Here is a 20,162-nt window from a genome sequence, read left to right as displayed (position 1 = left end):
TGGACCTGGCCTCTAGGATGTTGTGCATGAAGTCCTCCTTGCCGTTGTTGCTGGCATTGTGCTTCCCCCTGGCGGCAATCGCCGCCGATACTCCCACCTTCACCCTGGTGTTGCAGAACCATCGGTATGTGCCGAACGAATTGCGTATACCGGCGCAAACACGGGTCAAGCTGCAGATCGTCAACAAGGATCCGACACCGGAAGAGTTCGAGAGCGTCGATTTTCCCGCCGAGAAGATCGTCATGCCGAAGAGCACCATCAGCGTCTTCGTTGGCCCGTTGAAGCCTGGGCGTTATGGCTTCTACGGTGAATTCCATCAGCCTACGGCAAAGGGCACGTTGATCGTGGAGTAGTCGCCATGTGGGGCATTGCATTGCTGGTTTTCCGCGAAGTACTCGAGGCCGCCCTGATCGTCACGGTGGTCGCGGCGGCAACGCGTGGCGTGGCCCGGCGCAGTGTGTTCATCGGTGGCGGGATCACATTCGGGGTACTCGGCGCCTTGCTGGTGGCGGCGTTCGCCGGCGCCATCAGCAGCGCGGTCAGCGGCGTCGGGCAGGAATTGTTCAACGCTTCGGTGTTGTTTGCTGCCGTGCTCATGATTGGCTGGCACGTGATCTGGATGTCCAGCCATGGACGCGAGATGGCCAGGCAGATGAAGGAGCTGGGCGGTGCGGTGCAGGCCGGCAGCAGTTCCCTGGTCATGTTGTTGGCCGTGGTCGCGCTGGCAGTCCTGCGCGAGGGTTCCGAGGTCGTGCTGTTCCTGACCGGCATGCTCGCCGGCGGCGCGACCGGCCTGTTTCCCGGCCTGGCCACGGGCATTGCGGCGGGTACGGCGGTGGGGCTGACGTTGTATTTCGGCCTGCTGCGCATCCCCGTGCGCTATTTCTTCACCGCCACGAACTGGATGCTGGTGTTGCTGGCGGCTGGCCTGGCATCCTCGGCGGCACGCTACCTGGTGCAGGCCAACTGGCTGCCGGAGTGGGGCAACCAGATATGGGACAGCTCGTGGCTGCTGTCCAACGGTTCGGTCATGGGCAACATCCTGCACATCCTGATCGGCTACGAGGCGCAACCTTCGGGTATCCAACTGGTGTTCTATGGCGCGGCGGTCGGCTTGCTCGTACTCGGCATGCAATTGTTCGGCGGCGCGGGCAAGCGGCCCAAGGCCGCCGTGGCGTCGACGCCCTCTCCGCAGCAGGCGTCAGCCGGCTGAGGGCGCCTCCTTTACATGCGGAAGACGCCGTAACCTTGCGCTTCGATTGGCGCGTTCATTGACGCGGAAATGGCCAGTGCGAGTACCCGGCGGGTGTCGACCGGGTCGATGATGCCATCGTCCCACAAGCGCGCGCTGGCGTAATACGGGTGGCCCTGGCGCTCGTACTGCTCGCGCAGCGGCGCCTTGAATGCTTCCTCGTCCTGCGTCGACCACTCGCCGCCGCGGGCCTCGATTCCGTCACGCCGTACGGTCGCCAGCACGGAAGCCGCCTGCTCGCCACCCATGACCGAGATGCGCGCGTTCGGCCACATCCACAGGAAACGCGCGCCATAGGCGCGGCCGCACATCGCGTAGTTGCCCGCGCCGAAGCTGCCGCCGATGACGACCGTGAACTTCGGCACGTGCGAGCAGGCCACGGCGGTGACCATCTTCGCGCCGTCTTTGGCGATACCGGCCTGTTCGTACTTCTTGCCGACCATGAAGCCGGTGATGTTCTGCAGGAACACCAGCGGGATATTGCGCTGGTTGCACAGCTCGATGAAGTGCGTGCCCTTGAGCGCGCTTTCCGCGAACAAGATGCCGTTGTTGGCGACGATGCCGACCGGGTAGCCGTTGATGTGCGCGAAACCAGTGACCAGGGTCTTGCCGTAGCGCGCCTTGAATTCCTGCAGCTCCGAGCCGTCGACGATGCGGGCAATCACTTCGCGGATGTCGAACGGCTGGCGTGTGTCGGTCGGGATGATGCCGTACAAGTCGTGCGCCGGGTACTTCGGCTCGAGCGGTTCACGCAGCGCGAGCGGCAGGGTCTTGCGCCGATTGAAGTGGCCGACGATGCTGCGCGCCAGCGCCAGCGCGTGCGCATCGCTCTCGGCGTAGTGGTCGGCGACGCCAGACAGGCTGGTGTGCACCTCGGCGCCACCCAGGGCCTGCGCATCGACCACTTCGCCGGTCGCGGCCTTGACCAGCGGCGGGCCGCCGAGAAAGATCGTGCCATTGCCCTTGACGATGATGGTCTCGTCGCTCATCGCCGGGACGTAGGCGCCACCGGCGGTGCATGAGCCCATCACCACGGCAATCTGCGGAATGTTCAGCGCCGACATCCGCGCCTGGTTATAGAAGATGCGGCCAAAGTGTTCCTTGTCGGGAAACACCTCGTCCTGCAGCGGCAGGAAGGCGCCGCCCGAATCGACCAGGTAGATGCAAGGCAGGCGGTTTTCCAGCGCGATTTCCTGCGCCCGCAGGTGCTTCTTCACCGTCATCGGGAAATAGGTGCCGCCCTTGACCGTGGCGTCATTGGCGACGACCAGCACCTCGATGCCATCGACCCGGCCGATGCCGGTGATCAGCCCGGCGCCGGGCGCGGCGTCTCCGTACATGCCCTGCGCTGCCAGCGCGGACAGTTCCAGGAACGGCGAGCCTGGATCGAGCAGGGCGCGGATGCGTTCGCGTGGCAGCAGTTTGCCGCGTGCCATGTGCTTTTCCCGGGCCTTGCTGCCGCCACCCTCGGCACTGCGCAGGAGCTGGCGCTGGAGGTCTGCGACCAGCTCCCGCATGTGTGCGCTGGCCTGCTGGAACTCGGCCGCGCGCGGGTTGACCTGGGTGACAATCGTGCTCATGGATACGGACTCACTGGAAGCCAAACAAATCGGGGCGGCAATACTTGCATGCGCGCGCCGGCGCCACACCGCTCGGTTGATCCAGGGATGATAACCGGCTGCGTGCGGCGACCGTAATGCGACGGTCCCGCGCATAAAAAAACGGCCGCCAAGGGCGGCCGCTTTTCGTGACGAGGGCGACGGACTCAGAGGCCGCCGTTGCCACCATCCTTCTTTGCATCCTTGGCGTTGTCGGCAGCACTCTTCGCCGCGTCGGCAGCCTTGTTGGCGGCATCAGCAGCGTTGGCCGCGGCGTTCTCGGCCGTGGTCTGCGCCGCATCGGTGACCGCGCTCGAGGCGGCGGCAGCAGCCTGCTGCGCCTGGTCGGCGGCCTGGCCCGCAGCGTCAGCCGCCGCGCCAGCCTGGGTGGCGGCCTGGTCGGTCGCGGTGTTCGAAGCCTCGGTGGCTGCCTGCTGCGCCTGGTCGGCAGCTTGCTGGGCCGTGTCGGCTGATTGCTGGGCGTCTTGAGCAGAATCCTGTGCCCCGTTGCTGCAGGCGGCCAGCACAGCGACCAGCGCAGCGGCAAGCAAAGTACGCATGAACTTCATCGGAAATCTCCTGGGAAAAGGTGTGGGTAACCACCAGAGTGGCCGCACTATTAGACCCCGTCTGCCTGCGCAACGCCAGCAACATTGGACCGCCGGATATCGCAGGCGTTCAGTCGCCACTGCTGCCGCGCGTGCGTCCTACGCAGCGCGGCGGATGTCAAGTATCCGTGCACGCCGTGGCGAGGGCACCCATGGTGGCGCGCCGCGGCCGCGCCGAGCCGCCCCGTCGCGAGCTGATCGCTCGCTTAGTCGTCGCATTCCACGGCAATCGCGGTCGCTTCCCCGCCACCGATGCACAAGGTGGCGATACCGCGCTTTTTGCCACGTTGGCGCATGGCGTTGATCAAGGTGACCACCAGGCGGGCGCCACTGGCGCCGATCGGATGGCCGAGCGCGCAGGCGCCACCGTGCACGTTGAGCTTGTCGTGCGGGATGCCGAGTTCACGCATGGGCGCCATGGCGACCACGGCAAACGCCTCATTGACCTCGAACAAGTCCACGTCTTCGAGTTTCCAGCCGGCCTTCTTGAGCACCTTCCGGATGGCACCGACCGGCGCGGTGGTGAACCACTTGGGTTCCTGCGAGTGCGTGGCATGCGCGACGATGCGCGCCAGCGGCTTGATGCCGCGCGCCTTGGCGTCGTCGGCACTCAGCAGCACGACGGCCGCGGCGCCATCGGAGATGCTCGACGAGCTCGCGGCAGTGATCGTGCCGTTTTCCTTGCGGAACGCCGGCTTGAGCTGGGGCACCTTCTCGATATTGGAACGCCCGGGCTGCTCGTCGGTGTCGACCTGCACGTCACCTTTGCGGCCGTGGACCGTAACCGGCACGATCTCGTCGGCAAACGAGCCGTCCTTCTGTGCCGCCTGGGCGCGCTTGACCGATTCGATTGAAAACGCGTCCTGCTCTTGGCGGGTGAAGTGGTACTTGTCGGCGCAAAGTTCGCCAAACACGCCCATGGCTTCGCCATCGTACGGGTTGGTCAAGCCGTCCCACGCCATGTGGTCGACCAGCTTGGCATCGCCATAGCGGATGCCGACGCGCGCATTCACCATGTGCGGCGCATTGGTCATCGACTCCATGCCGCCGGCCACGACGATTGATGCCGAGCCAGCCTTGATCAGGTCGTGGCCGAGCATGATCGCCTTCATGCCCGAACCGCAGACCTTGTTGATCGTGGTGCAGCCGACGCTGGCCGGCAGGCCGGCGCCAAACGATGCCTGGCGCGCGGGCGCCTGGCCGAGGTTTGCCGGCAACACGCAACCCATGATCACTTCACTGACCTCGGCCGCCGGCACGCCGGACTGCTCGAGTGCCGCCTTCATCGCGGTGGCACCGAGCTGTGGCGAAGGTACGCCGGTGAACTGGCCAAGGAACGAGCCGATGGCGGTGCGTTTGGCCCCGGCAATGACAATGCTGATATCCGACATGGTGGCTCCGGTTTGGCGCTGTGGGGCCGATTGCCCACCAGCAGAGGTCTTGGATTATCGCAGTCGCTCCGAATTGCGGCAAATCCGCGGCGGCAGCGACGGCGTGCAGGAAATTGTCTGCTTTATTGCGTTTTCGTTGTGCCAAGATGGTCGTCAGCGGCCGGTCGTTCGTGGGCTTTGGTCGCATTCGCGCCAGGGACAAGCCATGCAGCGTCTTTATTTGTCGACACCTCTGCGGGACGTCGCGTTGTCCGCGGCCATCGCGCTCGCCCTGGCCGCCTGTGGTGGTGGTGGCGGCTACGTGCGGCCGACGATCACCGGCACGCCGCCGCCCACGGTCACGCCGCCGACGACGCCATCCAGTCCAGACCAGCAGCCGCCGATCGATGCGCAGCTCGCCATCACCGATGCGTACGCAGCCCACACCCAGGGCTATGACGGCGCCGGCGTCACCATTGGTTTCGTCGACAGCGGCATTATGCGCGACCATCCGGCGCTGGTGGGGCGGGTGGCCAAGGAACTCGTGTACGTCGACCCGAGCCAGAACAACCTCAGCGTGGACGACGTCATCGGCCATGGCACCATGGTGGCGGAAATTGCCGCCGGCGTGCCGGTGGGCAAGTTTGCCGGAGGCATTGCTCCGGCCGCGACCCTGGTGTCGGCGCGCGTGATCAGCGACGACGCGCCCAGCGACAACGGCACCCAACCGCCTGCGGTGGTGACGCCCGGCGATGCAGTACCCCTTGGCCAGGTGTCGGCAGACCTGATCGCGGCTGGGGCCCAGGTGATGAACAATTCCTGGGGCGGCATCACCTGGAGCAGCGACGACACCGCGACCACCCAGGGCTTTCGTGCGGCCTATGATCCGTTCGTCAACACCTGGGGCGGCCTGGTGGTATTTGCCGCCGGCAACGGCGCACAGGCGAATCCCAGCACGATTGCCGCCCTGCCTACGCTGGCGCCGGAGCTGGAAAAGGGTTGGCTCGCCGTGGTCGCGGTGGACAGCAACAACCCTGGCCAGTTGGCGAGTTACTCCAACAAGTGCGGGGTGGCCGCCGAGTATTGCCTGGCCGCGCCGGGCGGCGTCGTGGTGAGCGGCAAGGACGATACGGCCACCAGCCTCACCTATTACATCGCCACCGGCACCTCGCTGGCCGCGCCCCAGGTTTCCGGTGCCGCCGCCCTGGTCTGGCAGGCTTATCCGTATTTCAACAACGACCTGGTGCGCCAGACCCTGCTGGGTACGGCAGACGACCTCGGCGCGCCGGGCGTCGACCCGGTGTTTGGCTACGGCGAGCTGGACGTGGGTCGGGCGGTCAACGGCCCGATGCAGTTCAACTGGGGCGACGTCACGGTCAACTTCACCGGCGACTCGAGCTGGAACAATCCGATTTCGGGCGCAGGTGGCCTGGTCAAGGAGGGCACCGGTACCCTGGTGCTGAGTGCGCCGTCCACCTACACCGGTCTGACCCAGGTGCAGGGTGGAACCCTGCACGCGCAGTCGCTGGCGGGGAACGTGGTGGTCGGGGCGGCCGGCACGTTGGACGGTACGCCGAACGTGGCGGGCAATGTGCAGAGCGCCGGCGTCGTGGCGGTGCACGATGGCGACACCGGTGTGGCGGGGAACTATACCCAGCAGGCGGGTGGCCGCCTGGCCGTCTCCTTGGGTTCGGCGTTGCGCGTCGGCGGCACAGCCACGATTGAGGGCGGGGACTTGTACGTGCTGGGCACCGACAGCGGTTACGTGGCCGACTCGCACACCGAGGTGCTCAGTGCCGGCGGCGGCTTGACTGGCACGTTTTCGGCATTGAACAAGGCGTCCAACGTGACCTTGCTCACGGCCACCATGCAGTACGACCCCAAGACTGCCTGGCTTGACGTGACGCAGGTCGAGGCCAGCGCCGTGCCGAGCCTCACCTACACTGCCGTCACCAGCAATGCCGCGCAGCGGGTCGATGGTGCGTTCGCGCGGATCAACACTCAATTGACCGTGACGGGTGCAGCCGGTGCCAGCGTGGTGCCGGTCCCCACGGGCTTCATGCAAGGCGCGGCGGCCCTGCAACGATCAGCCAGCGTCAGTGCGGTCGGCGCCTCGCTGGACAGCTTGTCCGGGCAATTGCATGCGGCCAGCGCGGCCTTGACCTTTGCTTCCATCGACGCCGGTACACGGGCTTTGTCCGATCGCTTCGACACTTTGCTGGCGCAGCCACAGACAGGCGCGTGGGCGCAGGATCTGGCGCGTGGTGGCGGGCTGGCGCGCGACGGCTACAGCCCGGTGGCCTATGACTTGAGCGGCGCGTTGGTGGGCGCGGACCGGCGCGTCGGGACCTCCGGCGTGGCTGGCTATGCATTCAGCCGCAGCGTCTGGCTCGGGCAACTGGCCGGACGGCCCGACCAGGGCCGCAGCCGTGCGCTCGAGGGCATGCTGTACGCCGGCACCTTGCGTGGTGTGTGGTATGCCATGGGACGCTTTGGCCTGGGCGATTATCGCGAGACGATGCGTCGGCAGATCCAGTTGGGTGACCAATATGCCGGCGTCGGCAGCGACAGTCATGGCCGCTACGGCGTGGCCGGCGGCGAGACCGGCTACCGGCTGGGTCTCGGCGGCGCCACCATCACGCCCTATGCCAGCCTGCAATATGCGCAGGTCGAGCGCAGTGGTTTTGACGAAGCCGGCGCCTACGGTTTTGGCCTGAAGGCGGATGCGCACGCCGTGGCGCGCTGGCAAGCAGGGGTCGGCCTGCGTGCCTCGCGCAATTGGGCGCTGGCCTCGGGCGGCGTGCTCAGCCTGCAGGTGCGCGCGCTGTGGCAGCAGGCATTCGGCTTGCATGGCGACGTGTTTGACGCCAGCTTCAGCAGCATCTCCCAGTTTGCGCCGGTGCCAGGCATTGGGCTGTCGCGCCGCGGCGCCGTGCTGGGTACCACGCTGCAGTGGCAGGTCAGCCCACGCGCTGGCCTGCGCCTGGGCTATGACCGCTACGCGGGCCAGTACGAGAAATCCTCATCCGCCATGGCCAGCCTGCACGTGGCGTTCTGAGAGCTGGGTTCAAGTCTTGCCGTGGAACAGTTCGCGGCCAATCAGCATGCGTCGGATCTCGTTGGTGCCGGCGCCAATCTCATACAGCTTGGCGTCGCGCAACAGCCGTCCCGTCGGGTAGTCGTTGATGTAGCCGTTGCCGCCCAGCGACTGGATCGCTTCCAGCGCCACCATCACCGCGTTGCGCGAGGCGTCGAGCAGGCACGCCGCCGGATCGATGCGCGATTTCTCACCCGCATCGAATTGTTTGGCGACCATGTAGGCAAAGCCGCGCGAGCTCTGCAGCGCCGTGTACATGTCGGCCAGCTTGGCCTGCATGATCTCGAACGTGCCGATGGGCGCATTGAACTGCTTGCGCTCGCGCACGTAGGGCAGGGTGATGTCGAGTGCTGCCTGCATCAGGCCGAGCGGGCCGCCGGACAGCACCAGGCGCTCGGTGTCGAGTCCGTTCATGAGCACGCGCACGCCCTCGTTGACCTCACCGACGACGTTTTCGGCCGGAATGGCGCAGTCCTCGAACACCAGCTCGCAGGTGTTGGAGCCACGCATGCCGAGCTTGTCCAGCTTCTGCGCCGTGTGGAAACCCTGCATGCCTTTTTCGACGATGAACGCGGTCATGCAGCGGCTGCCGACGTTGCGCGGCGCCGTGCGCATGTACACCAGCAGCACGTCGGCGTCCGGGCCGTTCGTGATCCACATCTTGTTGCCGTTGGCGATCCAGGCGTCGCCCTTCTTGACAGCCTTGCAGCTCATCGAGCCGACCACGTCGGAGCCGGCGCCGGGCTCGCTCATCGCCAGCGCACCGACGTATTCGCCACTGCACAGTTTCGGCAGGTACTTGCGCTGCTGCTCCGGCGTGCCGTTGTGGTAGATGTTGTTGACGCACAGGTTGGAGTGCGCGCCGTAGGACAGGCCGACCGAACCCGAGGCGCGTGAGATTTCCTCCATGGCCACCATGTGCGCGAGGAAACCCATGCCGCTGCCGCCGAACTCGGTGGGTACGGTGACGCCGAGCAGGCCCATGTCGCCCAGCTTGCGCCACAGGTCGGCCGGAAACAGGTTGTCGCGGTCGATGCGGTCGGCGCGCGGGGCGATTTCCTTCTCTGCGAACGCACGCACCGCGTCGCGCAGCATGTCGATGTCTTCGCCCAACGAAAACGGATGCATGGGCAAACTCCCTGTCAGATCAGGACATGATGGTAGCTCACGCGGGAAAGAGGTCGGGCGCCGGATGGCATTTGCCTGAGTGCGCGCCGCAGGGGTCGAGCACTTCCGCGTAGCCCCCTTTCGTCATTCCCGCGCAAGCGCACTGCTGTCCGGAACGTTTTGGGACGGCCTTTGCTTTATCCACGGCATCGCACCAAGACGCCGAAACATCCCCCGGCGTCATTCCCGCGCAAGCGCACTGCTGTCCGGAACGTTTTCGGAACCGCCTTTGCTTCATCTACGGTATCGTGCCAGGACGCCGAAACCCTACCTGGCGTCATTCCCGCGAAAGCGGGAATCCAGTGCTTTGGCCTTTGCAGACACCTAAAAGCACTGGATCCCCGCTTGACCAGCCCTCGGCTGTTGAAGAGCGCCTCGCGGGGATGACGATGGAGGTTCGAGGTTATGGGTAAGACAACGGGGTGACCACCTTTTTTTGAGTCCAGGTTGCGCGTGACAGTCATTCAACCTTGCTTCGCCACGTCTTCGGTGTCGCGGCACGAATTTATTCCGGACAGCAATGCGCTTGCGCGGGGATGACGATGGAGGAGGGATGGCGGATCGTGCCGGCGCGGGGGTCAGAGCCGCTTTCGCGCGGGCGCCAGGGTCGAGCACTTTCGCGGAGCCCGTCTTTCGTCATTATCGCGGAAGCGGAATCCAGAAGCGCGATCCGGTTCCCGTCCGCTTTATCACTGGCCGCGCATACGTCCCTGGAAGCGGGTGCCGTTGTTGCCCATATGCGGCAGCTTGATCTTGCCGATCGCGTTGATGCGCTCTTCGGCCAGGCGGTCGGCGGCCAGGTAGGTCGGGATGTCCTGGGTCTTGGCAATCTCGAAGATTCGACCCAGGTTGTAGTAGATCGTGCGCATCATGCGCATCGCCCGCTCGCGGTTGTAGCCGTCGATTTCCAGCGACACGTTCATGACGCCGCCGGCGTTGACCGCATAGTCCGGCGCATACAGCACGCCGCGCTTCTTCAGTTCCAGGCCGATGTCGTCGGTGGAGAGCTGGTTGTTTGCCGGACCGCAGATGATCTTCGCCTTGATGCGCTCGATGGTCTGCTCGTTGATCGTGCCGCCCAGCGCGCAGGGCGAAAACACGTCGGCATCCACGTCGTAGATCTCGTCCGTGCCCACGGCTTCGCAGCCAAGCTCATCGACGCAGCGCTTGACCACCTCCTTGTTGATGTCGGTGACGAACACCTTGGCGCCCTGTTCGCGCAGCAGCTTGATGAACTCGCTGCCGACGTGACCGGCACCTTGCACCGCATAGCTGTACTTGCCCACGTCCTCGTTGCCGTACTTGGCGTGCAGCGTGGCCATCACGCCCTGCAGGGCGCCGAACGCGGTGAACGGCGAGGGATCGCCCGAGCCGCCGTGTACCTGGTGCACGCCGGTGACGTACTCGGTCTCGCGGAACACGTACTCCATGTCGTTGACGTCGATGCCGACGTCCTCGGCGGTGATATAGCGTCCGTTGAGCGAATTGACGAAGCGGCCAAACGCGCGGAACAGCGCCTCGGACTTGTCCTTGGCCGGGTCGCCGATGATCACCGACTTGCCGCCACCCAGGTTCAAGCCGGCCACGGCGTTCTTGAAGGTCATGCCGCGCGACAGGCGCAGCGCATCGTTCAGCGCTTCTTCCTCGCTCTGGTACGGCCACATGCGCAGACCGCCCAGCGCCGGACCCAGCACGGTGTTGTGGATGGCGATGATCGCTTTCAGGCCCGCATCCTTGTTGTGGCAGAAAACGACTTCTTCGTGGCCGGTGTTGGCGATGGTTTCAAAGATCATTGCGACGGTGACTCCATGATGGGGCAGTGCCGGCGGCGGGCAGGCACGACGGGTTGGCGGGAGGAAATCAGACCGCTGGGCGGACGACGGTGATGTTGGAAAACTGCGCGTCGTGGCCTTCGGTCGGCGGGTCGGTCAGCCGCACAGTTTAATACCTCAATGAGGCGTCCAATGGTGCGCTGCAGCAAAGCGGGTGCGCGGCCGTCGCCGATGACGCCTCGATGCCGATCGGTGCCCGGTGTGCCCGCGTCCGCCATCGCGGCGCCGGTTCAAAGCGCCGGCGCCGGCGATATCGCTCAAGAATCGGCAGCGGGGCCACCGATGGCCAGGTTTTTGTGCCGGTTTTCCCACTCGGCCAGCCAGTCCTCGACCTCGTCCCCAGGCATCGGCTTCGCGATGAAGTAGCCCTGCACCATGTCGCAGCCTGCTGTGCGCAGGAGATCCCAGTCCTCCCGGTCCTCGACGCCTTCCGCCACCGTGCGCAGGCCAAGTTCCCGAGCCAGGCTGAGGCTGGCGTCCAGGATGGCGCGCAGGGCTGGCGTACGGGTGGCCTTATGGACGAAACCGCGGTCGATCTTCAACTCGTCGAAGGGAAGGTCGCGCAGTTGCGCCAGGCTGGAATAGCCAGTGCCGAAGTCGTCAATGGAAAGCTTCACACCCTTGAGGCGCAGCCGGGTGAGGACGTCCAGCTGTACCTGGGGGTTCTCCATCAATCGACTTTCGGTGATTTCCAGCACCAGATGATGCAGTGGCACGCCTGCCGCGCGCGCCTGCTCGACCAGGAAATCGGGGTAGTCGAGGGAGAAAACGCTGCCCAGCGAGACATTGACCGCCAGGTCCAGCGGGTGTCCCGCCCCGAGCCAGCGGCCCAGGTCGCGCAATGCCCCGCGCATCACCTCGGCACCGAGGCGGTCCGCCAGCCCGCACTCCTCGGACATCGGCACGAAATGGCTGGGCAGCACCAACCCGTCCCGGGGATGCTGCCAGCGTACCAACACCTCGAACCCGGCGACCCTGCCGCTGGCCGGTTCCACCTTGGGCTGGTAGTAATTCAGGAGTTCGCCCCGCTGGATGGCCAACTCCAGGTCGGAGGCCGCATACATAGGTACTTGGACGTCCGGGCCAGGCGCGGCAACGGCCGGAATGGCCGCGTCCAAAAGCCGAAGCATCGAGTCGGTGGTTACCGGCTTGCCCAGCGTCCCCAGGACACGCAGACCGTGGGCGCGGGCCAGCTGCTCGACCGCGTCGCGCGTCCTCGCATTTTCGCCGCTGACCAGCACCAGGCTGCCGGCATAGCGCACTCGCACGAGGTGGCGGACAAACTCCACGCCATCCATTTCGGGCATCTGCAGGTCGCAGAAGACGACATCCACCTCCTTGTCGTGGTCCAGCAGACTCAGGGCAGCCTGCCCGCTCGTGTGACACATCACTTCATACGCCCGCCCGAGAGCCCGGATCTGGATGGAGAGCAGATTCAGGACAAACGGGTCATCGTCTACCAGCAGGATTTTCATCGTCGTCCCATCCGGATACATGAGGGTCCGCTTTCAGCTGCAAGCGGATTTCCAGTTGTTGCAACTGCTCCCGAAGTTTCGGCAGCACCTCTTCGGCCGCTGTTTCAAAGGCCGCAACGGCTGCTGCGGCAATGTTCTTGTTGCCAAGGCGTGAGCTGTTCTCCAACTCGGCGCAGGCATCTCCCAGGGGCAGGGCTCCTACACTGCGCGAGGAGGACTTCAGCCGATGCGCCATCGAACCGACTTCGTCAAAATCCTCCGCGGCGGCGGCTGACCCGATGCCGGCCATGCCATCCGACAAGGCGCCAAGGAAGTCCTTGAGCAGCTCGTACAGCGATCCCGCCTCGTCGCCCACCAACCCCTTGAGTACGTTGATGTCCAATACCTCGCGGCCTGGTGGCGGCTGGACCTGCTCTCCGTCGGCGCTCTCGGCAGCTGCCTCGGCCGGTGCTTGTGGCAGCCACTTTTCCAATGCTTCACGCAGGGCTGGCAGCCGCAGCGGTTTGGTCAGATAGCCGTCCATGCCCGCGTCCAACGCGTGGCTTGCCTCGCCGCGCAGGGCATTGGCCGTCAGGGCGATGATCGGGAAATGCCCAGGAGCGGATTCCTCGCGGCGAATGGCGGCGGCCAGTCCGTATCCGTCGAGCACTGGCATATGCAGGTCGGTCAGCAACATCGCGTAGCTGCCCCGACGCCACAGGTCCAGGGCCTCGCGGCCGTCGCTGGCCAATTCCGCCGAATAGCCGAGCAAGTTGAGTTGCCGCAACAGCACCTTCTGGTTGGTGCTGTCGTCTTCCGCCACCAGGATCAGTTGCCCGCGCTCACGTGCCTGGGTAATGTTGAGCGGGCTCGATTCGGCTATTTGCGGCTGGTTGTCAGGGCGCGGCTGTTCGGCGGGCGGCGCGACCAGGCCTGCCGCAGTTGCCGCGGCACGCAACAGGGACCGTCGCCGCAATGACCTGCCGTCCACGGTGATCGCGCCCGCACTGCTGAGCTGCGTCACGCGATGTTGCCCCCTGGCGATCCAGAGGTGGCGGACATATGGCAGGTCCTCGAAGCGGCTCAACCATTCCGCATGGCGGGGCTCTTCCATGTCGCCATGGATGAGCACGATTGGCCGGCCGATGCCCAGGCACACCTCCACGGCATCATCGCAAGCGGTGATCGTCACGTGGGCACCGGCATACTCCAGGTAACAGCGCAGGTCGGAAGCAAGAGCCTCCGGGCTGTCGACGACAACGCATTCCACGCCGGAAAGGTCTGGCAAGGGCGGGGCGACGGCATCAGCAGCGGGCTCGAACGGCAGTCGGACGGTAAAGGTCGCGCCCACGCCCGGTGTGCTGTCGACGAGGATCCGGCCTTGCATCAAGTCGACGAGACGCTTGCAAATGGCCAAGCCGAGGCCACTGCCACCGAAGCGTCGCGTAGTCGACACCTCTGCCTGGTGGAATGATTCGAACAGGTGCGCGCGCGCCTCCATGGGAATGCCGATGCCGTTGTCCTTCACCGTGAAGGCCACCTGCAACGGTTGTTCTCGTTCCACTTCCACGCGGACGTCCACGCGGCCGCGCTTGCCGGGGCGGCCGCCGCTGAACTTGATCGCGTTGCCGATCAGGTTGTAGAGGATTTGCCGCAGGCGGACCGGATCGGCCAGGACCCGCGCTGCCCCCTCTGGCGACACGAACACGAACAAATCCACGCCTTTGCGGTCCGCCAACGCCACCAGCGTGTCGCATACGCTTTCGGTCGTGTCGGAGAGGCTCGTCGGCGTACGCTCGAGCTCGAGTTTTCCAGCCTCGATCTTGGAAAAGTCGAGGAGATCGTCGATCAGCTGCAGCAGTGAAAACGCCGATTCCTGGACGGTGCGGACCGCATCGGCCTGGTATTCCGACAGCTGGCTGTGCGCAAGCACATCCACCATGCCGACGATGCCATTCATGGGGGTGCGGATCTCGTGGCTCATCGCCGCGAGAAAAGTCGATTTGGCCTCGTTCGCGGCTTCCGCCTGCTGCTTGGCGGCAGCCAACAGCAACGCCATTGCCTGGCGCTGCCGGATTTCCTCCTCGAGCCTGGCATTCGCCGCGGACAACGCATTGTTTGCTTCGCGCAGCTCTTCCTCCGATCGGCGCAATTCGCCGTTGCGCTGGATGGCTGCTTCATAGGTGGACAGCAGCAGGTTGAGGATCTGCAGGCGGTCGGAGGTGATGAAGTGGCTCTTCCCCTTGAAGCTGATTTCAACGCCCATCCCGGCACGGTCAGTCTGGCGCAACCGTCGGTGCAGCAGCACGAAGTTGACACGGTTGAGCAGGAACGGGTCGTCGTAGGGCTTCAGGATGAAGCTGTCGGCGCCCGCCTCGAGCCCGCGCAGGACGTCCCCGGGGTCGTTGAGCGTGGTGACCAGCAGGAACGGTACCTCCTGGAGATCGGGATTCGATTTGAATGCCCTGCACAAGGCATAGCCGTCCATCTCCGGCATCACGACGTCGCTGATGACGAGCGTGGGCCTGCGCCGGTTTGCGGCGGCCAGCGCCAGTCGCCCGTTCTCGCAGACGATGGCCCGGTAACCTTGCTGCTCCAGCAGATGCTGCAGGCTCAAGGCCTGGGTGGCGCTGTCTTCGGCGATCAGGATCTCGACGGCGTCTAGAGGGTTGGCTGCATGGTTGGTCACGGTACCGTCCTCGGCTCGGGCAAGGGCTTGACGCTGCGCAGCAGCGCGCCGCCGATCCTGTCCAGTGGCAGCACGTGGCTTGCCGCCCCCAGCGCCACGGCTTCGCCAGGCATGCCATAGACCACCGAAGTCGCGCGATCCTGCACCAGGGTGGTGGCCCCCCGCTCGTGCATGGCGAGCAGTCCCTGTGCGCCGTCCTTGCCCATGCCGGTCAGCAACACGCCAATCGCGTTTGGCCCGCAATGCCTGGCGACCGAATGGAACAGATGATCCACGGCGGGCCGCAGTCCATGTTCCGGTGGCGCCTTGTCGAGCCGCAGACGGCGGTGATCGTCGACCGTCAGATGGAAGTCATCGGGCGCGAGGTAAACGTGTCCCGGCAGCGGCTCGATCCCATGTGCCGCAATCTGCACCTGGAGGGCGGTGGTCTGCCCCAGCCATTCCGAGAGACCCGCGAGGAATCCCGCACTGATGTGCTGGACCACCAGGATCGGCACCGGGAAATCCTTGTCCAACGCACTCAGCAAGACCTGCAACGACGGGGGGCCACCGGTGGATGCACCGATCGCCACCAGGTCGATGCCCCGGACAGGCGCCGGCGACCGCGCCGCCGCGGCCTGCGCCCTGCGGCCCCAACGCCGTATGACCCTGACCTCGGACATCAGGCGCAGGGTCTTCAGCAGCTCCGCGGCCCGGCGCGTCTGTTCGGGGTGGTCGCCACCTGCAGGTTTCTCGACCAGGGCCACGGCACCAGCCTCGTAGACCCGGAACGCCATCGCCACCGCCTGCGCGTCGGCGACTGCCGAGCACATCACGACGGGAACGGGCCGGCTTTCCATGATGTTCCGCGTGGCTTCGAATCCGTCCATGCCATCCATATGGATGTCCATGAGCACCACGTCGGGTGGCGTTTCCTGCACGAAGGCCACGGCGAGGTCACCGCGACCGAGGGCGCCGACCACGCGCAGTGCAGGATCCTGCTCGATCAGATGCACCAGGAGCATCCTGGTTACCTGGCAGTCGTCCACCACCAGGACGTCTATGGGGTGACTGCTCACGAAGACTCCCGTATCCCGACGAGCCGCCGCACGGCATCCAGCAACCCGCGCTGGTCGAAGCTGGACTTGGCGATATAGGCATTGGCACCCACGTCGATACCCCGTTCCCGATCTTCCCGCCGGGCCAGCGCGGTCACCAGGATCACCGGCAATTCGGCAAGCTGTCGATCGGCGCGGATGCGGGCGGTGAGATCGAAACCATCGAGACGCGGCATCTCGATGTCGGACACCAGCAAATCGAATGGCTGGCTGCGCAGCGCCGTAAACGCTTCCAGTCCGTCGGCCACGGCCGTCACCTCGCAGCCGGCGGATTCCAGGATGCCCTTGAGCAACAATCTGGATGTGATCGAATCCTCGGCAAGAAGCACCCGCTGCGCGAGCGGTGGGCTGCCCGGTGGCACTGCGGCTGGCGGCTCCGGCTCGGCTCCGTTGGCATGCGTGGCCGATTTGACCAGGTCGGCCACGTTGAGGATCGGCACCGGTTTGCCCGAGGCCAGCACGGTGGCGCCGGCGATATTGCGCACGCGCACGAGCGGTTTTTGCAGGCGCTTGACCAGGATCTCGCCCTCCTCTTGAACCTCGTCGACAGCGAGCGCCAGGCGGTGGTGCCCGGAGCTGACCAGCACGACCGTCAAGGACTCGGATGGCGACTGCCCGGCAGGCAGGCCCAGCAGGTCATGCAGGTGTGCGAGCGCCACCACTTGGCCATCGACCGCCAGCGTCTCGCGCCGGCTTACGGTCTTCAGACTGGCGCGATGCGCCCGGACCACGTGCTCGACGTGCGCGCTGGGGAGAACAAGGGTCTGGTTGCCCGCTTCCACGAACAGTCCGCGCAGCGTCGCTATGCTTTGCGGCAGTACGATCCGAAAACATGCGCCACGCGGGGCGTGGTTCTCGATCTCCACCCGTCCGCCCAGCCGTTCGGCCTGCTCGCGCACGATCGCCAGCCCCAGGCCGCGTCCGGAGATTTCGGTGACGATGGGACTGGTGGTGACGTCGGGACGCAGTGCCAGTTCGAGCGACCGCTGTTCATCCAGTTCAGTCGCGGCATCCTGCGTGATGGCGCCCGCGCGCAATGCCGCCGCGCGCAACCGGTCGGGGTCCAGGCCTGCGCCATCGTCGACGATTTCGATACCGATCTGGCTGCCGTGCAGCAGGCGGGCTTCCACCTGCAGGGTCGCGCGTGGCGACTTGCCGGCTGCCTGCCGCTGGGCCGGCGATTCGATTCCGTGATCGATCGCATTGCGTACCAGGTGCACGAGCGGATCGCGCAGCAATTCGACCATGCGCTTGTCCAGAAGCACGCTCCCACCCGAAATCCGCAAGTCCACCAGCTTGCCCTGGTTGCGTGCGAGATCCCGCACGAGCAAGGGGAGGGTTTCGGCAAGCGCCGAGAACGGCATCATCAACAAGGCCTTGGAATCGTCCAGCAGCTCGTCGATTTGCCTGCCGGCGAGATGGCTGCCGCGCACGGCCGATCGGGCTAGCGTGCGGACCCTGTCTTCCAGCGCACGCACGTGTCGGTGGTTCCACTCGAGGAATTCCAGCGTCTTCGCTGCCGATTCGGCGGCAGCCCGGGCAGGAGTGTCCACCGCGGCAGCGATATCCCGCAGCCGACGCAATGCCGGTTGCACCGTCAGCCATTGTTTGCCCCATGGCCCGAAACCCGTATGCAGCTGTTGCAGTTCGGCCGCCAGCTCGGCAGTCGCCCCCTTTACCGTGAGCAGCTCTTCCGCCGCCAGCAGGAGGCGATCCAGGCGCGGGGTCTGGATGCGGACAGTGTCCGGAGTTGCCGTGGCCGCCGGCGCTCCTCCGTCGCGTACGGGAGGCAGCTCGTCGGCCGGTGTTTCCTCCCCGGCCTCGCTTGCGGAGAAGTCTGGCGTGGTGGGAGGTCCGGTCTGGCTGATGGCCTGCAGCCGGGACAGGGCCACGGCCACGTCGGCGGAAGGGGGCTGCGGAGTGGCACCTCCCGCATCCAGTTGGGCGTTCATCAGGTCGAAGGCCCGGTGCAGTACATCGAGGTCGTCGGCCGACAGAAGCAGGCCATCGCGCCTGCACAGCGCGAAGATGTCCTCGGCTGCCTGGCACAGTGTTTCTATCCATGACAAGCTGACGGCACGCGCCGCGCCCTTCAGGCTGTGGGTGTGCCGGTAGACGGTTTCCAGCTGTCGAGTGCGTTCAGCCTGAGGATCAGCGCCTTCGAGGGCCAGCAGGCCGGCGCCGATGGACAACAGGTGATCGCGCGCCTCCACCATGAAGGCGGCTCGCAAGCGTTGCAGGAATTCGGCGTCGCGCTCGTCCATCGTGGGCTACAGGCGGTAGCCGGCCGCGAGCTGCCTGAGCTTTTCGCCCAGCAGCTTGATGCCACGCGCCGCTGCTTCCATTTGCCTGGCGCTGTCCACGTTCTGGTTGCTCGCCAGCTTGACGCTTTCCATCGCGGTGGCCACCTGGTCGACGCCCACCAGCTGCTGCTGGCTCGAGGCCGCAATCTGCAACGCCGCCTGGGACGCCTCGTTGACGCTGCCGGCGAGCGCATGGATCGACTGCCCGGCCTGCCTGGATTGCCGGGCGCCGTCCGTGACGGCACGGCTGCCTTGCTCGGTCGCCAGTACGGCGGCGCTGGTGGCCTGTTGGATGTCGCCAAGGATGCTGCGCACCTGGGCCGTTGCCTGGCGTGACTGCTCGGCAAGGCTCTTGACCTCCTGGGCCACGACCGCGAAGCCCTTGCCGTACTCGCCGGCCTTGGCTGCCTCGATCGAGGCGTTCACGGCCAGCAGCTTGGCCTGGCCGGTGATGTCATCGACGGTCGCGACGATCTGGCCCACGGCCTGGCTCTGTTCGCTCAGCCGCACCATGCTCTCCGCAATCAGCTCCATCTGCTGCTGGATGCGCGCCATGCCCGATACCGCATCCTCGGTAGCCCGCTGCCCTTCTTCGGAAATGGAAGACACCCGAAGTGCCGACTCCGACACTGCACGGGCTTTCTCGCTCGACATTTGCGCAGTCTGCCGGACCTCCTCGACCGTCGTCGTAGTGTCGCTCACGGCAGCGGCCGTCTGCGTGGCGCTGGCGGCCAGTTCACTGGTGGAAGTGGAAATTTCGCTTGCCGACGTGCTCAGCACGTTGATGCCTTCATGCAGCTCGCCGGTCAGGCTGCGCAGGTTGCGCACCATCGTCGCAAACGCCTTGCCCAGTGCATCCTGCTCGGATTGCGGTTCGACGGTGACGCGCAGGTCGCCTTCGGAAATGCTCCGGGCCACCTCGGCCATCTGCCGCAAGGTGCGAGCCATGCGCGCGAAGGCCTGATGCAGGAGGCCGACTTCATCGCGGCGGGCCACGGCCGGCCCTTCCGGCGGCAAGTCGCCCACCGCGATCCGCTCGGCCGCGTTGGTGAGGAACCGCAATGGCCTGGCAATGCTGCGCCTGAGCAGCCAGCCGACGAGCATCGCGACGAGGATCGCGAGCAGGCCAATCACGGCGAAGGTGTTGCGGGCATGCGTGGCCTGGCCGGTGCCGATCGCCAATGCCTGGTCGGAAAGTTCACGGCCAAGGTCGTGCAGGGCGAGGTAGCGGTTGTTCTGGTCCAGCCCAGCGCTGCGTGCTGCATCCAGTTTGCCTTCGCGCAACAATGGCAGGGTCTCGTTGTCGCGCACCCGCGCGTACGCCGCGTATTGCTCGGCAAATTTCGCAATCGTGGCTTGGAGGACCGGCTCCCCCTGTCCCAGGTCGTGCATGCTGCGCAGATGCGTGGCGGCCTGCTTGGCGTTGGCAGCCGCATCATTGAAGAGGCCGTTGCGTTTCGCTGCGTCCTCGACCGAGAGCATGATGAGCACCAGGGCGCGGTCGGCATTGAGCGAGGCATCGAGGGCGTTTGCTTCCACCGCGATGGTCCTGCTCTGCATGACGTTCGTCATGGCGCGCTGTGCGGTTCCCCACATGACTGCCAGCAAGGTCACGATGAGCCCGAGGCCGAGCACGAGCTTGGTGCTGGTCTTGAGGTTGTTGAACCAGGTCATGGCAATCTCCCTTGGTAATGC

13 protein-coding genes are annotated in these 20,162 nt (G+C 65.6%); 3 read left to right on the top strand and 10 right to left on the bottom strand.

Annotation, left to right across the window (positions count from 1 at the left end):
* Nucleotides 1-26: 26 nt before the first annotated feature.
* Entirely contained in the window at nucleotides 27-353 is a 327-nt protein-coding gene (locus AC3WJB_RS13360; RefSeq protein WP_492682324.1) for a cupredoxin domain-containing protein, read from the top strand.
* Nucleotides 354-358: 5 nt separating this feature from the next.
* Nucleotides 359-1,213 carry an FTR1 family iron permease gene (locus tag AC3WJB_RS13355; protein WP_492682322.1) on the top strand — a complete coding sequence of 285 codons (855 nt, stop codon included), beginning with the start codon at nucleotides 359-361 and terminating at the stop codon, nucleotides 1,211-1,213.
* Between the two features lie 11 nt (nucleotides 1,214-1,224).
* On the opposite strand, the gene AC3WJB_RS13350 is transcribed toward AC3WJB_RS13355, so the two are convergent.
* The 3 genes from AC3WJB_RS13350 to AC3WJB_RS13340 form a co-directional block, all read right to left on the bottom strand.
* Nucleotides 1,225-2,832, bottom strand: coding sequence for a carboxyl transferase domain-containing protein (locus AC3WJB_RS13350; RefSeq protein WP_492682320.1), 1,608 nt, complete (start codon nucleotides 2,830-2,832; stop codon nucleotides 1,225-1,227).
* A gap of 185 nt (nucleotides 2,833-3,017) precedes the next feature.
* Complete coding sequence (locus AC3WJB_RS13345; protein ID WP_492682318.1) at nucleotides 3,018-3,419, bottom strand: hypothetical protein; 402 nt, start codon at nucleotides 3,417-3,419, stop codon at nucleotides 3,018-3,020.
* A 245-nt stretch (nucleotides 3,420-3,664) separates the two neighbouring features.
* The gene (locus AC3WJB_RS13340) at nucleotides 3,665-4,849 is read right to left on the bottom strand and encodes a thiolase family protein (protein ID WP_492682316.1); all 1,185 of its coding nucleotides are present in this window, start codon (nucleotides 4,847-4,849) and stop codon (nucleotides 3,665-3,667) included.
* A 205-nt stretch (nucleotides 4,850-5,054) separates the two neighbouring features.
* Between AC3WJB_RS13340 and AC3WJB_RS13335 the strand changes: the two genes are divergently transcribed.
* Nucleotides 5,055-7,886 carry a S8 family serine peptidase gene (locus AC3WJB_RS13335; protein WP_492682314.1) on the top strand — a complete coding sequence of 944 codons (2,832 nt, stop codon included), beginning with the start codon at nucleotides 5,055-5,057 and terminating at the stop codon, nucleotides 7,884-7,886.
* A gap of 9 nt (nucleotides 7,887-7,895) precedes the next feature.
* On the opposite strand, the gene AC3WJB_RS13330 is transcribed toward AC3WJB_RS13335, so the two are convergent.
* The 7 genes from AC3WJB_RS13330 to AC3WJB_RS13300 form a co-directional block, all read right to left on the bottom strand.
* The gene (locus AC3WJB_RS13330) at nucleotides 7,896-9,053 is read right to left on the bottom strand and encodes an isovaleryl-CoA dehydrogenase (protein ID WP_492682312.1); all 1,158 of its coding nucleotides are present in this window, start codon (nucleotides 9,051-9,053) and stop codon (nucleotides 7,896-7,898) included.
* A 728-nt stretch (nucleotides 9,054-9,781) separates the two neighbouring features.
* Nucleotides 9,782-10,885: a Glu/Leu/Phe/Val dehydrogenase dimerization domain-containing protein gene (locus tag AC3WJB_RS13325; protein WP_492682311.1), complete on the bottom strand. Its 1,104-nt coding sequence runs from the start codon at nucleotides 10,883-10,885 to the stop codon at nucleotides 9,782-9,784.
* A 296-nt stretch (nucleotides 10,886-11,181) separates the two neighbouring features.
* Complete coding sequence (locus tag AC3WJB_RS13320) at nucleotides 11,182-12,399, bottom strand: EAL domain-containing response regulator (protein WP_492682310.1); 1,218 nt, start codon at nucleotides 12,397-12,399, stop codon at nucleotides 11,182-11,184.
* Nucleotides 12,374-15,067: a response regulator gene (locus AC3WJB_RS13315; RefSeq protein ID WP_492682309.1), complete on the bottom strand. Its 2,694-nt coding sequence runs from the start codon at nucleotides 15,065-15,067 to the stop codon at nucleotides 12,374-12,376. The genes AC3WJB_RS13320 and AC3WJB_RS13315 overlap by 26 nt, the downstream gene beginning before the upstream one ends.
* Nucleotides 15,064-16,125 carry a chemotaxis-specific protein-glutamate methyltransferase CheB gene (cheB, locus tag AC3WJB_RS13310; RefSeq protein ID WP_492682308.1) on the bottom strand — a complete coding sequence of 354 codons (1,062 nt, stop codon included), beginning with the start codon at nucleotides 16,123-16,125 and terminating at the stop codon, nucleotides 15,064-15,066. Before cheB ends, AC3WJB_RS13315 begins: the two co-directional genes overlap by 4 nt.
* Nucleotides 16,122-18,428 (bottom strand): hybrid sensor histidine kinase/response regulator, encoded by a 2,307-nt coding sequence (locus AC3WJB_RS13305; RefSeq protein ID WP_492682306.1) that lies wholly within the window; start codon nucleotides 18,426-18,428, stop codon nucleotides 16,122-16,124. The genes cheB and AC3WJB_RS13305 overlap by 4 nt, the downstream gene beginning before the upstream one ends.
* Before the next feature lie 6 nt (nucleotides 18,429-18,434).
* Nucleotides 18,435-20,141 (bottom strand): methyl-accepting chemotaxis protein, encoded by a 1,707-nt coding sequence (locus AC3WJB_RS13300; RefSeq protein WP_492682304.1) that lies wholly within the window; start codon nucleotides 20,139-20,141, stop codon nucleotides 18,435-18,437.
* Nucleotides 20,142-20,162: the final 21 nt, after the last annotated feature.

The sequence above is a fragment of the Rhodanobacter sp. FW510-R10 genome, from assembly GCF_058781105.1.
The sequence above is the reverse complement of the archived record's forward strand: the minus strand, read 5'-3'. Positions and strand labels throughout refer to the sequence as shown.